Source organism: Defluviitalea raffinosedens, assembly GCF_016908775.1.
Classification (GTDB): Bacteria; Bacillota; Clostridia; order Lachnospirales; family Defluviitaleaceae; genus Defluviitalea; species Defluviitalea raffinosedens.
In genome coordinates, this window is record NZ_JAFBEP010000026.1 from 1 (window position 1) to 15332 (window position 15332).

The 15332-nt window shown below is 35.9% G+C and carries 16 protein-coding genes; 15 read left to right on the forward strand and 1 reads right to left on the reverse strand.

The genetic code is table 11. The features are described 5' to 3' along the window. Positions 1–202: 202 nt before the first annotated feature. The 10 genes from JOD07_RS13755 (at position 203) to JOD07_RS13800 (ending at position 10226) form a co-directional block, all read left to right on the forward strand. A complete protein-coding gene (locus JOD07_RS13755) occupies positions 203–1294 on the forward strand; it encodes a metal ABC transporter substrate-binding protein (RefSeq protein WP_204614357.1) in 1092 nt (363 codons plus the stop codon). A 12-nt stretch (positions 1295–1306) separates the two neighbouring features. Beyond that, positions 1307–2032 carry a metal ABC transporter ATP-binding protein gene (locus tag JOD07_RS13760; protein WP_158741641.1) on the forward strand — a complete coding sequence of 242 codons (726 nt, stop codon included), beginning with the start codon at positions 1307–1309 and terminating at the stop codon, positions 2030–2032. Beyond that, entirely contained in the window at positions 2016–2873 is an 858-nt protein-coding gene (locus JOD07_RS13765; RefSeq protein ID WP_180322480.1) for a metal ABC transporter permease, read from the forward strand. The genes JOD07_RS13760 and JOD07_RS13765 overlap by 17 nt, the downstream gene beginning before the upstream one ends. After that, entirely contained in the window at positions 2870–3478 is a 609-nt protein-coding gene (locus JOD07_RS13770; RefSeq protein ID WP_158741642.1) for a hypothetical protein, read from the forward strand. The genes JOD07_RS13765 and JOD07_RS13770 overlap by 4 nt, the downstream gene beginning before the upstream one ends. Positions 3479–3515: 37 nt before the next feature. Then, the gene (locus JOD07_RS13775; RefSeq protein ID WP_158741643.1) at positions 3516–3911 is read left to right on the forward strand and encodes a zinc ribbon domain-containing protein; all 396 of its coding nucleotides are present in this window, start codon (positions 3516–3518) and stop codon (positions 3909–3911) included. Positions 3912–4284: 373 nt separating this feature from the next. After that, positions 4285–6717, forward strand: coding sequence for a glycoside hydrolase family 94 protein (locus JOD07_RS13780; RefSeq protein ID WP_204614358.1), 2433 nt, complete (start codon positions 4285–4287; stop codon positions 6715–6717). A gap of 479 nt (positions 6718–7196) precedes the next feature. Continuing rightward, positions 7197–7430, forward strand: coding sequence for a class I SAM-dependent methyltransferase (locus JOD07_RS15525; protein WP_243429339.1), 234 nt, complete (start codon positions 7197–7199; stop codon positions 7428–7430). A gap of 335 nt (positions 7431–7765) precedes the next feature. Beyond that, on the forward strand, positions 7766–9220 hold the full coding sequence (locus JOD07_RS13790) for a methyl-accepting chemotaxis protein (RefSeq protein ID WP_204614359.1): 1455 nt from the start codon (positions 7766–7768) through the stop codon (positions 9218–9220). 312 nt (positions 9221–9532) lie between these two features. Then, positions 9533–9805, forward strand: a complete 273-nt coding sequence (locus JOD07_RS13795; protein WP_204614360.1) for a hypothetical protein — start codon at positions 9533–9535, stop codon at positions 9803–9805. Positions 9806–9809: 4 nt separating this feature from the next. Then, positions 9810–10226: a YjdF family protein gene (locus tag JOD07_RS13800; RefSeq protein WP_158741647.1), complete on the forward strand. Its 417-nt coding sequence runs from the start codon at positions 9810–9812 to the stop codon at positions 10224–10226. 220 nt (positions 10227–10446) lie between these two features. Here the strand turns inward: JOD07_RS13800 and JOD07_RS13805 are convergent, their stop codons facing one another. Further along, complete coding sequence (locus JOD07_RS13805; protein ID WP_158741648.1) at positions 10447–10896, reverse strand: GNAT family N-acetyltransferase; 450 nt, start codon at positions 10894–10896, stop codon at positions 10447–10449. A 368-nt stretch (positions 10897–11264) separates the two neighbouring features. On the opposite strand from JOD07_RS13805, the gene JOD07_RS13810 reads away from it, so the two are divergent. From JOD07_RS13810 to JOD07_RS13830, 5 genes are all read left to right on the forward strand, one after another. Beyond that, positions 11265–12488 carry an FprA family A-type flavoprotein gene (locus tag JOD07_RS13810; RefSeq protein WP_204614361.1) on the forward strand — a complete coding sequence of 408 codons (1224 nt, stop codon included), beginning with the start codon at positions 11265–11267 and terminating at the stop codon, positions 12486–12488. Between the two features lie 463 nt (positions 12489–12951). Further along, a complete protein-coding gene (locus JOD07_RS13815) occupies positions 12952–13458 on the forward strand; it encodes a GNAT family N-acetyltransferase (protein WP_158741650.1) in 507 nt (168 codons plus the stop codon). A gap of 28 nt (positions 13459–13486) precedes the next feature. Next, positions 13487–13660, forward strand: a complete 174-nt coding sequence (locus JOD07_RS13820) for a hypothetical protein (RefSeq protein WP_204614362.1) — start codon at positions 13487–13489, stop codon at positions 13658–13660. Positions 13661–13787: 127 nt separating this feature from the next. Further along, complete coding sequence (locus JOD07_RS13825) at positions 13788–14384, forward strand: LysE family translocator (RefSeq protein ID WP_204614369.1); 597 nt, start codon at positions 13788–13790, stop codon at positions 14382–14384. Positions 14385–14389: 5 nt separating this feature from the next. Then, positions 14390–15166, forward strand: a complete 777-nt coding sequence (locus tag JOD07_RS13830; protein WP_158739934.1) for an AraC family transcriptional regulator — start codon at positions 14390–14392, stop codon at positions 15164–15166. Positions 15167–15332 lie beyond the last annotated feature (166 nt).

Consider the following 15332-nt stretch of genomic DNA (forward strand, 5'->3'; position numbering starts at 1 on the left):
TGTAGAATCAAATTAGGGTGAAGAAAAATTAATATGAAATTCTAAGATATATTAAGCATTAGTGAGTTTTTGTCCAAAATAAGGGGGACAATACGCCTTATGTAGGTTTTTTTACGCTTGTTTCACTAAAAGTCCGACTAGATCGTTGATTAAACCTCCTTATTTTCTATCATAAAAAAATAGAATATGGAGGATTTTGATTATGAAAAAATATATTTCTTTCTTTTTAATTGTAACAATGTCTGTTTTATACCTGTCCGGCTGCAGTACCAGTATAATTCATCAAAATCAGCAGAGTGAGAAATTTCAAATCGTCACAACGATTTTTCCGGTTTTTGATTGGGTAAGAGAAATTATTGGTGATGATGCCGATTATGTGGAAATTGCGATGCTTATTGACAATGGGGCGGATCTTCACAGTTATCAGCCTACGGCTGATGATTTAATCAAAATTTCCACTTGTGACATGTTTATCTATGTCGGGGGAGAATCTGACAGATGGGTTGAAGATGCTTTAAAAAATGCAGTTAATAAGGATATGGTGGTTATTAATCTGATAAACGCTTTGGGCGACTTAGTAAAAAAAGAGGAAATCGTTGAAGGGATGCAGGATTCAGATCATGACTATGAAAATGAGGCAGATTTAGAGCATAACCATGAAAATGAAATAGATTATGAAGCCGAGTCAGAGCATAGTCATGAAATGGATCATGAAACGGAATCAGAACATGGTCACAAGGACGAAGAAGAACACCATGAACTCGATGAGCATATATGGCTTTCTTTAAAAAATGCTCAGTTACTTTGTTGGGAGATTGCTACTCAATTATGTGAAAAAGATCCTCAACATAAAGACGACTATTTGACAAATTTATCGGTATATATTAAAAAGCTTTCCGCTCTTGATGCGAAATATCAGAAAGTAGTTGACCATGCAGTAAATAAAACCTTACTCTTTGGTGATCGTTTTCCATTCCGTTATCTTGTAGATGATTATAATTTTGATTATTACGCAGCGTTTTCTGGATGTTCCGCAGAAACTGAGGCCAGTTTTGAAACAATTACTTTTCTTTCAAACAAAGTGGATGAGTTAGGTTTAAACAGCGTGTTGAAAATAGATGGCACGAAGCATAATATCGCAGAGACTGTGGTTTCAAATACCAAAAACAAGAATCAACAGATACTTTCTATGAACTCTATGCAATCCATAACTGGCGAGGATGTAAAAAACGGAATTTCCTATCTTTCGGTAATGGAACAAAATCTGGAAGTACTGAAAGAAGCGTTGAAATAAGGAGGTATTCCAATGGCACAGCTAAGTTGTGAAAATTTATCGGTCGGGTATGATGGAAAAGTAGTTTTGCAGGGCCTTAATTTCTCGGTTAATGCCGGAGATTACCTGTGTATTGTAGGGGAAAATGGTTCTGGTAAAAGTACACTTATGAAGACGATTCTGGGGTTACAACCACCGATTCAGGGGAAAGTGAATACAGGGGATGGACTTCTTCCGAATGAGATCGGATATCTGCCCCAACAAACCATTGTGCAAAAAGATTTTCCTGCATCGGTGAGAGAAGTCGTGATTTCAGGCTGTCAGGGAAGAAGTGGCCTTCGTATGTTTTACAATAGAAAGGAAAAACAGCTTGTAGACGAAATGATGGAAAAGATGGGGATCAGTCACTTATCAAAACGTTGTTATCGTGAACTTTCTGGAGGCCAGCAACAACGGGTTTTGCTGGCCCGTGCCTTATGTGCGACTCAAAAAATATTGCTTTTGGATGAGCCGTTTACAGGACTTGATCCCAGAGTGTCATCAGAATTATATCACTTGATTGATGAACTCAACCATCGTGATGGCATTACCGTTATAATGATTTCTCACGATGTTCAGGCAGCAGTTGAACATGCAAGCCATATTCTACATATTGGGAAAAGAATGTTTTTTGGAGCAAAAGAAGAATATTTGAAGAGTGAGATGTGGCGTATACTTACAGGAAAAGAAGGAGGTGGAGGTTATGAGTACGATCTTTGACAAACTTTCACTGTACATGCAATATCCTTTTGTTCGTTATGCGGTCATTGTAGGTATATTAATAGCTCTTTGTTCATCTTTGTTTGGTGTGATTTTGGTACTGAAGCGTTTCTCTTTCATCGGAGACGGGCTTTCCCACGTAGCCTTTGGAGCTATGGCCATTGCGACATCTTTAAAAGTCACAAACAATATGCCGTTAATTTTAACGATTACTGTTGTTTGTGCCATACTGCTTTTACGAACGGGACAAAATACCAAAATTAAAGGTGATGCCACATTGGCCATGTTTTCAGTCGGTGCCCTTGCCATAGGGTATTTACTCATGAATGTATTTTCTACCTCCACTAACTTAAGCGGGGATGTGTGCACCGTTCTGTTTGGTTCCACTTCGATTCTTACATTGACGAAGATAGAAGTATGGTTAAGTGCAGTGTTGTCGGTGTTTGTAGTATCCATATTCATCTTGTTTTACAATAAGATTTTTGCAGTTACTTTTGATGAAAGCTTTGCACAGGCCACAGGAACAAAAGCAGGGATATACAACTTGCTCATTGCTGTGATTGTTGCTGTTATTGTTGTTCTTGCCATGAATCTGGTTGGATCTTTGCTGGTTTCTGCCCTGGTTATTTTTCCTCCATTATCAGCTATGAGAATTTTTAAGAGTTTTAAAAGTGTTACTATTTGTTCAGCGATAGTGTCTGTATTTTGCGCATTAACTGGGATGCTTATTTCCATTCTTGGAGGAACTCCTGTAGGGTCAACCATTGTAGCTGTTAATATCGTGGCATATGTATTGGCCTCTGTAATTGGAAATATATTAAGGAGGCGATGTGCTTTATGAAGTGTGTAAAAATCATGATTGCGTTATTCCTGCTTTTAATACTGGCCGGATGTAGTAATGATGAGGCTGTGGTTAACCGGGTTATTAACCAGAACAATGTGGATCAGGTCATTGATCAATTAATTGAACAGACAGAAACAGAAAACAACTCTACGAACTTAGAAATAGAACCTTCTAACCAATCAAAGGGTGATATGGAAAAATGGAATGCCAGCGCTGAAAAAAGCGAAAATGAAGTCAGTGATGTGGACTATGACCTTACGAAAATGAGCAGTGATATGGTGTATGCCATGGTATACCAGATGGTATTTGAGTCTGATGAGTACGTTGGAAAAACCTTTCGCTTAGAGGGAAAATATTATACGATTTATTATGATCTTACAAAAAAATATTATCATTACTGTCTTATAGAAGATGCATTGGCTTGCTGTTCCCAAGGGATAGAGTTTGTGTGGGGAGATGGTAGCCATGTTTATCCGGACGAATATCCGCAAGAAGGTACGAAAATTGTGGTGCAAGGTACTTTTGAAACATATAAAGAAGATGGAGATGACTACTTATACTGCAGACTAAAAGATGCTACTATGGAAATTGTCAATGAGTGATTTTAAACATTAATTAAAGAAAGGAATATGTGTAATTATGAAAAGCATAAAACCTGGAAGAGGCCCATCACAGATGGGAATGGTGGGATCAATTGGTGTAGCCTTGTTTGGAGTGTTTTGGTGTATTCTTGTTGGGTTAATTGGTGCATGGTTTATGATTCCCTTTGGACTCGTATTTATCGGAATGATGATTTACACTGCGATTTACAATTATCATAACGTAACTTCAAAAAATCGTTATTCTATTGTGGATATAGTAGATGAAAATGAAGAATCTGATCCCTTCAATGAGAAATATGGAGAAAAAGCCCCAACCAGTCAGAGAATTCTCGAAAAAAATGGACCAAAGGCTTCTTTTTGTCCGTATTGTGGAAAACCTGTGGATGTAACATTTGATTTTTGTCCAAAGTGTGGAAAAAAACTTCCTGATTGATTTTATTTTCAAAACATTAAAAACGTGTTTTGATACTGTTTTTAGGCAATCATATGAAAATTGATTAGAAGTGTCCCAAAAAATTTTACATTATAGTATTATTTACTAATCAGATAGATTAATCCAATATGGGAAAAAGGGCGTTTTAATGACAAACCTTCAAGTTTCCAAACTGCAGTTTTTTTGCATTTTAGCATTAATAACAAAAATGCTCTACGAAGCATATGTAAGTATTTTACAATTGTGCACATTATATTATAAATATACTTAATTATTAGATATTTATAATATTTACACTATTCAACGAATATTGCTATAATAGTTTATCGTATTAAGCTTACGACTATTACTTATTTAAGGAGAGGAGTATAAAATGAAATACGGTTATTTCGATGATAAAAACATGGAGTATGTAATTACTACTCCTACAACGCCCCTTCCATGGATTAATTATCTTGGGAGCGATGAATTTTTTAGTTTAATATCCAATACCTGTGGTGGTTACTCATTTTATAAGGATGCTAAACTTCTGAGATTGACCCGTTACCGCTATAATAATGTGCCAACCGATACAGGCGGTAAATATTATTATATTAAGGATGGTGATACAGTCTGGAATCCCGGTTGGCAGCCTACCAAAACTCCTCTTGATTCCTATGAATGCCGTCATGGACTTGGATACAGCCGATTCCATTCATCTAAAAATGAAATAGAGGCTTCCCTTCTTTGCTTTGTTCCTCAAAAAGATTCGTGTGAAATCAATAAACTAACTTTAACCAATAAGAGCAACCAAGCGAAAGAATTAACCTTGTTCTCTTTTGTGGAATGGTGTCTGTGGAATGCTGATGATGATATGAAGAATTTTCAGCGTAATTTAAGCACAGGAGAAGTTGAGATAGAAGGCTCCGTGATCTACCATAAGACGGAATACAGAGAACGTCGCAATCACTACGCAATTTTCTCTGTAAATTCTCCTATAGATGGTTTTGACACCAGCAGGGATGATTTCCTTGGTCCTTACAGAGGATTTGATTCCCCGGTAGCTGTTGAATCAGGAAAATGTACAGGCAGCATTGCCAGTGGCTGGTCGCCCATAGCATCCCATGAGATTAATATCACCCTGGCTCCCGGAGAAAGCCGTGAATTTATATTCCTTTTGGGGTATATTGAAAATCCAAAAGAAGAAAAATTCACTGAACCAGGAATTATTAATAAAGCAAGAGCATACGACTTAATTCAGCGTTACCAGACTTCTGAGCAAGTTGATAAAGCTCTGGCTGATCTTCAAGAGTATTGGCAAAAGCTTCTTTCTCGTTATCAAGTTCATTCTGCCAATGACAAAGTGAATCGAATGGTAAATATATGGAACCAATATCAATGTATGGTGACCTTTAATATGTCTCGTTCAGCTTCTTATTATGAATCAGGTATAGGCCGAGGTATGGGCTTCCGTGATTCCTGTCAGGATCTCCTTGGTTTCGTACATTTAATACCGGAACGAGCAAGGGAACGTATCATCGATATTGCTTCTACTCAGTTTGAAGATGGTAGTGCTTATCACCAGTATCAACCTTTAACAAAAAGAGGGAATTCCGATATAGGAAGTGGCTTTAATGATGATCCTCTCTGGCTTATTGCATGCACCAGTGCCTATGTGAGGGAAACGGGGGATACTTCTATTCTGACAGAAACGGTTCCCTTCGAAAATGATTGGGACAAAGCAGCGCCTCTTATGGAGCATCTTAAACGTTCTCTTAATTTTACAATTACTCATAAAGGACCTCATGGATTGCCGCTCATTGGACGTGCAGACTGGAATGATTGTCTGAATCTGAACTGTTTCTCAGAGCATCCTGGAGAGTCTTTCCAGACTTATGGCCCCAGTGAAGGTCCAGTTGCTGAATCTGTCTTCATTGCAGGTATGTTTGTAAAATATGGAGAGGAATATGCGCAGCTGGCAGAATTGATGGGAGACCATGATGAAGCCGCAAGAGCTCGCAGTGAAGTAGCAACCATGTATAATGCCGTTCTCAATTATGGATGGGATGGTGAATGGTTCCTTCGTGCTTACGATGCTTATGGCAATAAGGTTGGATCCAAGGAATGCGAAGAAGGGCAGATTTACATAGAACCTCAGGGCTTCTGTGTTCTGGCTGGAATTGGTGTAAAAGAAGGATTAGCTCAGAAGGCGTTGAAATCTGTAAAAGAGAAACTGGACACGAAATATGGTATTATGATTCTCCAGCCAGCTTATACCAGATATCATCTGGAACTTGGAGAAATTACTTCATATCCACCGGGATACAAGGAAAATGCAGGAATTTTCTGCCATAATAACCCTTGGGTATCTATTGCAGAAACAGTGGTAGGAAACGGTAACCGAGCATTTGAAATCTATTCCAAAACATGTCCGGCTTATGTAGAAGAATTCAGCGAAATTCATCGTACTGAGCCTTATGTATATTCACAGATGATTGCCGGTGCTGATGCGCCAAGACATGGGGAAGCGAAGAACAGTTGGTTAACCGGAACCGCTGCATGGACCTTCGTGAATATATCCCAATATATTCTTGGTCTTCGTCCAACCCATTCCGGTCTCATGATTGATCCTTGTGTACCAGAAGGTTTTGGTGATTTTTGTCTCGAAAGATACTACCGTGGAACGAATTATCATATTCAGGTAAAGAATCCTTCAAATGTTCAAAAGGGAGTAAAAGAAGTAATTGTAGATGGTGAAGTTATTGAAAGCAACATTATTCCAATCGTAGATCGTAAAGATGTGTTTGTAGAAGTGATTATGGGATAAGCAAAGAGATTGATTAGGCTGTTTACTTATATAAGAGAAGGACACTTGCAGTGATTGTTTGGCATACTGTACGTATGAGTCACTGAAAAGTGTCCTTTTTTTTACTATAATGAATTTAAGATGCCATATTGATGTAAGAGTGAGAATATACTGGATTATTTAAGACTAAAATAAGCTTTATTGTATGAAATATCAAATGCCTTAATAGAAGTTTTAACTTGCTTGGATGTATAGGTGTTACCCCTCCAACTTCATCGTTTCTGCCCTTTTTGTCAGCTGGGAGAAATAAGTGTTAATTTTCAAATAATTTATCGACAAATAGTCAGTGTTGAGCATAATTATACTCAGTACTGACTATTTTGCTTTTAGAAAAGTTAATGGACTAAAAATATTAAAATAAATAGGAGAAGTATTATGTCAAAGCAGGCATTACAAAAGGAAATATACTGGAAATAGGCCCTGGACCTGGCTATGTGGGCTTGGAGTTACTTAAGAGATGCTCTGGTGCAATACTTACCGGATGTGAAATAAGCCGTGAAATGATAAAAGTTGCTAAGAAAAATGCAAAAGAATATGGTTTTGAAAACAGAGCGAGTTATATTGAAGGCAATGGCATGCAGATGCCATTTTCAGATGATTCTTTTGATGCTGTTATTTCAAATGGCCCATATATTTTACAACTAAGCCAAAAGAAATTCGCCCTGGATTTTTAAGTTCTTTAAATGCAGCATATACGGTTGATGAGATTAAAGAATTAATCGATCATTCAGAATTAAAAAATGCTACTGTTATTAAAGAATTTTTTGGCTTATGTATATCAGGAAATAAGATACTCCCTTAATTATTGAGTTATGGCCTGTTTGATCAACGAAATGTCCATAAATAATAGATATAGATCAGTATAAAAAGCATTGCATCATTGAAAAGTAAAATGGGAAATTCGACTCACAAAATATCTGTTTACACAGTTTAGAATTTTTACTATAATTAATTTACAAATAAAACATTACATTCATTTAATTATCAGATGGTATTTGGGGGGAGAAGTATGCAGGACAATTCGTTGGTAAAACATGTAATCAGAGTTAACAAAGTATTGAACAGTGTGTTTTTTGTGCTGGGCTTTGTAATGCTTATTGCAGGAATTGTTACGCGAACAATAGCTTCAAGCATTATTCCTCTTTTAGTAACAATTCTATCATCTTTTCTGGCTTTATATTTAAGATATAAAAAGAAGGAGGCTGCAGCAAGTTATGTATTGGTTGCATCAGCATTAATACAGGTACTTCCTTTACTGTTCATGTTAGGCGAAGGTACTTTTGTTTTAGCGATGTTGCCAATCAGTGTTGCTGCATTGTATTTAAATCAATGGATTTTTATTATTGTTGGAGTTATTATTAATGCAGCTATAATAATATTGCATATAATGACTCCAGGTTTAAACATCGAAGCTTACCTATTTCCTGATATTTTACAGGCATTAATAACGACTGTGCTATTTATATTGGTGAGAACTGGTGCAAAACTGATCCAGGATGCTAATGAGAATGGGGCTCAATCAAAGAAGTTATTAAATGAACTGCAAAAAACTATTGATGCCATTAAGGCGAACACATCGATTTTAAATATTGATGTATCCAAAGGTAATGAGAATCTTAATATAGTTCGTGAAATAAGTTCTTCGATCACATCTGCCACTCAAGAAATAATCGAAGAGATAGTGGAACAGAGTAAAAGCGTTTCAAAGATCAGCCAAATGATCAAAGAGGCAGATCAGAAGATAGCTGAGCTGACAGAATTCTCAGATCAATTGAAAAGTGTTTCTGTGGATGCCGGCAACATAGTAACAGAAGGCTCTGATAAAGTGAATATAATGGACAGACAGATGGCTGTGATTAATCAGGGAGTTACAACATCTGTGGCCACCGTTCAGGAACTGAGTGAGCATATGGATGAAATAAACAATTTCCTGTCTGGTATTACACAAATTGCAGATCAAACAAGTTTACTTGCTTTAAATGCAGCCATAGAAGCAGCCAGAGCAGGGGAATCAGGAAAAGGCTTTGCGGTTGTGGCTGATGAGGTTAAAAAGTTGTCTGAGCAAAGTGCTTTGATGGTAAAGCAGATTAACCAGATCATATATGAAATAAAAGAAAAAGTAAAAAATGTTCTTGATGAAGTCAGTAAGGTACAATTGGCGACTCAGGATGGAGAGAAGATTGCCGGCACGGTTGATCAGAGTTTTGAAATGATTCAGGAGACTTTTGATGATATTGTAAATTATATTACTGACGAATTTAGCAGAATTGGAAATGTCGCTGATTTATTTTCACATATAGGAGAAGAGATAGAAAGTATATCAAATATTTCACAGATGCATAGTTCTGCAACTAAAGAATTATTGGCAACATTAGAAGAACATAATGCAAGCATCGAAGGCATGAATCATTTAATGAAAAATATTAAAGCATCCAGTGAGAGTTTGCAGGAGGCTATTATATAATAAGTATTTAAATGATTAGTGGGGAGCAAAAGATATCAATTTCATCATTTTGAGTTGTATTGAGTACATAAGATCTATATTAGAATCGAATAAATAAAGAAGTATGTATATCATAAAGGGTTACCAGACATTTACCTTTCTCTTGGATTTATGCCAGAGATGGTCGTGTCAGGAAACCCTTTTTAATTTGCATGGATTACTTATAGGATTGTACTATAGAATAGAATTTTAAGATTGCATTGACTTAAAGAAAAAATTTGAAAATAATGATATCAATGGAATTTATTCTCGATTTATTTGTTTGAGGAACTTATGAATCTTTATGCTGACCAGCATATATCTTTTATATTTGACTTCAATCTTGTCATTACTAATCTTAATAAAATTGATAAGGAACATGCTTTAGAGTTAGTAAAAAAGTTGCGAAACAGCATTACTGTTTCTGCCCAAACCAATGATGAATATGCTGTTAACTATGCCGATATCCCTCTGGTGGGAAGAACGATTTTTGAGCAGCAACGGATGCTCTATCAAACTCTTCTGGAATGGCTTGATTCCTTTGAAAGCCAGTTCAAAGAAGGTTGATATTATGGGCACCAAAATCAGCTTAACTGTTTTGTTTGAAAATCCTTTTTGGATAGGTTTATATGAACGCATTGATTGTGACGAATATGAAGTCTGCAAAATTACCTTTGGAGCAGAGCCTAAGGATTATGAGGTATATGATTTCTTACTTAAAAACTGGGATAGACTGAAATTTAGCCCGCCTGTTAAATGCGATGGGATTGAAGAACGAAAATGCAATCCGAAGCGCCTGCAACGGGAAATTAACAGGCAATTAGAGAATAAAGGGATAGGTACAAAAGCTCAGCAAGCTCTAAAACTTCAATATGAACAGAATAAAAATGAGAGAAAGATTAAAAGCCGGGAGCAAAAAGAAGCTGAAAAGGAACGCAAATATGCATTACGAAAGGAAAAGAGGAAAGCGAAACATAAAGGGAAATAATATTCTTAAGTAAATTCGCGAATACATACTGTTATGCTGTCACAAACAGGAAGTAAATTGTGCCATAATTGGATTTATACTCTCGATATAGATTCGTAAGAACATACCGAGAGTATTTATTTAAAATGGGAGTGAGACAAGATTGCAGAGTTGGCATGGAGTATTTTTGGAGATATAGGAGATATATTTTAAGAAATTAAGCAAAGCTATGATTTAAGACTTAACGGAGCGATCTTTTTAGATAAATCATATCCACCAATTGCTTTCCATTCTCGTAGATAGGGTGATCATAATTGTGTATAAAAAAATTATTAACAACATGTGATGGCTTAAATCCACATTTTTCATAGAAATTCAGTGTCATGGGGCTGTTGCCAGTGCCGACATATAACTCGGTACCTGAGTTCTTGTAGTGATTTACAATGAATGAAATAAGCGCTTGCCCATAACCTTTCCGCTGATATTTTGGAATGGTAACCATATTCTTAATTTCATAAATTCCTTCGCCTTCTTTAGTGACAACACAAAGGGCTTTAAGATCATCATCATACAAGGCAAACATTTCCCCACGATACAAATATTTTTCGATCATACTTACCTGTTCATCTGCAATAAGTAGTAAATCCATATATTTCGTTTTATCATCATCCATAACTTTTTCGACTCTCATAGGGTCATTCTCCTTTTTGATTTTCAATTCATTTGAATTGTAGCAAAAGCGAATATAATATTCAATTTATTCTTCATTGAATATTATAAAATTTAGTTATGTGAAAAAAACTATTATGTAATTGAAATGAATCTGTTAAGTATAGATGTATTTTTTTCAGAAAAGTATAGATAATAAATTAATGAAAATGGAACATCTAACGGAATTAAATAAATCGTTACGAGTGTTTTCAGAGTTTTGCAGGCGATTTAGTTGCTGGAAGGCCGAGTTAGTGATATGATAATGTTACTACTAATAAGGATCAACATGTATATCCGCTTAATTGTGAGTCAACAACTTAAATACTATAAGTTTTAGGAGGAATGCTGATGAAAAAGTTAAAAATAGCAGATGGAATACATATGCTTACAATGAATGTTGAGGATATATTATTTGAAGGGATGTGGGAGCTTGCTAATGGAGTGACTCTTAATTCCTACATTGTTCAGGGAGAAAAGACTGCAATCATTGATGGCGTTATTGGTTGGGACGGGGTACCTGAAACCCTTTATAAGAGTCTGGGAGAAATAGGTGTCGATCCCCAAAATATCGATTATTTGATTGTTAATCATATGGAACCTGACCATTCAGGATGGATTTCAAATTTCCGAAAAATTAAGGATGATTTTACAATAGTATGTACTGATAAAGCTGCAAAGATGGTATCTTCTTTTTATAATGAAGATAAGATCATGATTGTGAAAGAAGGAGATACCCTTGATCTTGGAAATGGCAAGGTATTGAGTTTCCATCCAGTACCTAATGTTCATTGGCCAGATACCATGTACACTTATGAAAGCTCTACTAAAACCCTTTTCTCATGTGACATGTTTGGAGCATTTGGTATGATGGGAGACCATGTTTTTGATGATGAATTGACTTCTGAAGAGATCGATTATTTTGAAGCCGAAGGAATGAGGTATTTTTCCAATGTAATGATTACTTTTACAACCAGTGTCAAAAAGGCAATAGAGAAAGCAAAAACGCTGGATGTAAGGACTATAGCGCCTGGACATGGCCCAGTTTATAGAAAAAATCCTCAGAAAATCATGGATGACTATACCAGATTTTGCAGATATGCTGAAGGTGCAGGCAAGAATGAAGTTACAATTTTATGGGGCTCCATGTATGGTATGACCGCCAAAGCCATTGAACGTGCTGAAAGCGTACTTCAAAGAGAAGGTATCCAATATAGTAAGCTGCAAATGCCACTGGAAAGTGAAAGTGAAATGGTGGCGACTGTGTTTAGATCAGCAGCAGTGATCGTTGCGGCACCTACTTATGAATACAAGCTTTTCCCACCGGTTGCAGAAGCATTAAATGAAGCTGGCAGAAAGAAGATTACAGGTAAAGTGGCATTCAGATTTGGCTCCTATGGATGGTCTGGCGGAGCAGAAAATGAACTGAAAGAAATCATTGAAAGAAATAAGATGAAGTGGGATTTCATTGATTCTGTAGAGTTTGAAGGAGCACCCAAAGAAGAAGACCTTAAAAAGGTGGAAGCAGGAGTATTAGAGTTGATTAAAAAGATGAAAGAGAAAGTTGTAGAATAATTTTTGATTGATGAATAAGGGTTTCATGTCTCAAAACCCTTATTCATCAAAAGGGACAGTCCTTTTGGCTTTCATGAGTAAAGGTTAAAAGAACTGTCCCTTTTATATACTTATTGAGAGTTTAAACTATGTTCTTAATGAATTAGCGTTATAATTTTTGATGAATTATCTTAATTTTTTGTAAGAGGAATGAGATAACAACTAAGCTAAAAATTCAAAAGCATATCGGAGATTTGTTTTTTATTCCAAAGGCTACGCCTAATATAGAAGCAGATGTTATTGATGTATAAATGAATGTATAATTTCGTACGAACAATACTTTTCTGATGATAACCGGAGAAAATAAGGCAGAACCGGAGAGCCCAATATGGGATAGTAATGATATTGCAAGTTATTATTTTATCAATATAAGTAAATTTAGAAAGGTTTTAAGAAATTTATCCTGATTTGAGAGGTGTTATGGATGGATTGTGTCATAAGAAAATGGAAATTAGATGATAAATCCGATCTTGCAAAGATCTTGAACAACAAAAAGATACTGAACAACTTACGGGATGGTTTGCCGTATCCATATACAGAAAAAGATGCGGAAGAATTTATTACTGCCATGTTGTCCGTTGATTCGTCAAAAACCTTTGCCTTTGCAATTACATTGGATGATAATGTTATTGGAAGTATAGGTATTTTCCGATGTGACAATATCCACTACAGAACTGCGGAAATGGGATATTATATAGGTGAGTCCTATTGGGGGAAGGGATATGCCACAAGTGCCGTTAAGCAGGCATGTAAATATGTATTTGAACATTCTGATATCATAAGAATTTTTGCTGAACCATTTGCTCATAATGTGGGATCGTGCCGAGTTCTTGAAAAAGCTGGGTTCCAGTATGAAGGAACTTTGCGCAGCAATGCAGTAAAAAATGGTGAGATTTTGGATATGAAAATGTATGCCCTAATTAGAAAGTAGAGATTATGATCTTGATATAACGTATTGTATGTCATTCCATAAAACGGGTGTTGTAAGACAGTACCTTGGAGCATTCCATGAGCTTGTGTTATATAGGGTAGAACTATGTGACACTATTAAGGCTGCAGTGGAAGAGCTATCAAGATATAAAAACAGTATGGTACCATTGCTTCAAAAAGATATGCATAAATTATTCAAATAGATTATAGAGAAAACGAAAGGCCGACAATCCAATCTGAGGATTGTTGGCTTTTTTTGCAATAATATACTATATGATATCAATTATAAGATGTATAATTTATAAAAATTTTGTAAAGGAAGTTGAAATTATGAATGTTACATCTTTTTTGATCTACTGTATTATCGTTACATTTACTCCTGGGCCCACAAATATTGTTATACTGTCTACAGCCTATAATTTGGGAACGAAAAAGGCACTCGAATATTGCTATGGGGCAACGGTTGCTTTTGGTTTCTTACTTAGTATTTCTGCTGTTTTGAATACGACACTCGTAGCAGTCATACCAAAAATTTTGGTTGTTATGCAGATCATTGGAAGTGTCTATATGCTTTATCTTGCTTATCAGATATACAAAATGGAGGTATCGGAACAGGCGATGATACAAACAGGCACTTTTGCTTCCGGTATTTTGATGCAGTTTGTAAACCCAAAGGTCGTCCTGTTTACAATGACAGTCATTCCAAGTTTTGTGATACCATATTATAGAGAACCTATGAAACTTGCATTATTTGTAAGTGTTATAACATTGATAGGATTTCTGGCATTTATTACATGGGTTCTCTTCGGTTCAGTATTTAAAAAGTTTTTGCAGAAACATCAAAAAATTGTTAATATAGTTATGGCACTGTTTTTAGTTTATTCTGCGTTCATGGTATCGGGAGCAGTTGAGTTAATAAAGAGGTGATTCCTATGGAGCGGTTTATCTATAAAAAGGCTGCAGGGATTACTGCATTGTCAGCAAGTTTTACGGATTTTAAATATAAAAAGCACACCCATAAGGAGTATGCAATAGGTGTAACATTACGAGGCATCCAAGAGTATAACTTAGCTGGAAGCCATCAATTTTCCTGTCAAAATGGTGTTATGCTTTTTAATCCGGAGCAGCCGCATGACGGCATGGCACATGATGAGACAGGTATTGATTATGTTATGCTATATATTGATCCAAAGTTGTTGTTAGAGATTAGTGAAAAAAAGGATATAGTCCGGTTTTCCTCACCCGTTGTTTACAATTATTTGCTTCGACAAAGAATATTGAATCTTTCTTATGAGATTTTAAGTGGAAGTGATGAAGCATTGTGCAGTGAGTTGCTTTTATCTCTTGTCGATACCTTAACTGAGAGCGATCTTTTTATGTACTACAGGAAGGAAAATAACATGGTCAAAAAAGTCAAAGAAAGGATTCATTCCAATTTGGGAAATGTCTTAAAACTTGACGAAATTTCGAGTGAACTTGGTCTTTCAAAATTTCAGCTTATCAGGATGTTTAAAGCCAATGTAGGAATTTCACCCTATCAGTATTTTCTAAACTGTAAGGTTGAACGTGCAAAGCAATTGATAGAAAAAGATAAAGATGTTTATTCAGCAGTCGCAGAATGTGGTTTTGTCGATTTGACCCATTTAAATAAGTATTTTAAAAGAATATATGGAATAACAGCTTTTGAGTATAAGTCTTGCATAAGTTAAGATCAACGAGTTTTCGAAATAGACTTTAGGGGTATAATATTGGCTATTTAAAAAGGGGATATGACGAAAACAAATCTGCTATGCCCTCGATATGTATTTCAGGGAACATATCGAGGGTGTTTTGCGTTGAAAATATTATGACGTTTGGTATAATCATGATTAAGAG

Excerpts from the sequence above, each read along its gene's own strand:
- JOD07_RS13780 (WP_204614358.1), top strand. The coding sequence starts at position 4,285 with ATGAAATACGGTTATTTCGATGATAAAAACATGGAGTATGTAATTACT.
- JOD07_RS13825 (WP_204614369.1), top strand. The coding sequence starts at position 13,788 with ATGAATGTTACATCTTTTTTGATCTACTGTATTATCGTTACATTTACT.
- JOD07_RS13810 (WP_204614361.1), top strand. The coding sequence starts at position 11,265 with ATGAAAAAGTTAAAAATAGCAGATGGAATACATATGCTTACAATGAAT.
- JOD07_RS13830 (WP_158739934.1), top strand. The coding sequence starts at position 14,390 with ATGGAGCGGTTTATCTATAAAAAGGCTGCAGGGATTACTGCATTGTCA.
- JOD07_RS13795 (WP_204614360.1), top strand. The coding sequence starts at position 9,533 with ATGAATCTTTATGCTGACCAGCATATATCTTTTATATTTGACTTCAAT.
- JOD07_RS13760 (WP_158741641.1), top strand. The coding sequence starts at position 1,307 with ATGGCACAGCTAAGTTGTGAAAATTTATCGGTCGGGTATGATGGAAAA.
- JOD07_RS13800 (WP_158741647.1), top strand. The coding sequence starts at position 9,810 with ATGGGCACCAAAATCAGCTTAACTGTTTTGTTTGAAAATCCTTTTTGG.
- JOD07_RS13775 (WP_158741643.1), top strand. The coding sequence starts at position 3,516 with ATGAAAAGCATAAAACCTGGAAGAGGCCCATCACAGATGGGAATGGTG.
- JOD07_RS13815 (WP_158741650.1), top strand. The coding sequence starts at position 12,952 with ATGGATTGTGTCATAAGAAAATGGAAATTAGATGATAAATCCGATCTT.
- JOD07_RS13770 (WP_158741642.1), top strand. The coding sequence starts at position 2,870 with ATGAAGTGTGTAAAAATCATGATTGCGTTATTCCTGCTTTTAATACTG.
- JOD07_RS13805 (WP_158741648.1), bottom strand. The coding sequence starts at position 10,896 with ATGAGAGTCGAAAAAGTTATGGATGATGATAAAACGAAATATATGGAT.
- JOD07_RS13765 (WP_180322480.1), top strand. The coding sequence starts at position 2,016 with ATGAGTACGATCTTTGACAAACTTTCACTGTACATGCAATATCCTTTT.
- JOD07_RS13755 (WP_204614357.1), top strand. The coding sequence starts at position 203 with ATGAAAAAATATATTTCTTTCTTTTTAATTGTAACAATGTCTGTTTTA.
- JOD07_RS13790 (WP_204614359.1), top strand. The coding sequence starts at position 7,766 with ATGCAGGACAATTCGTTGGTAAAACATGTAATCAGAGTTAACAAAGTA.
- JOD07_RS13820 (WP_204614362.1), top strand. The coding sequence starts at position 13,487 with ATGTCATTCCATAAAACGGGTGTTGTAAGACAGTACCTTGGAGCATTC.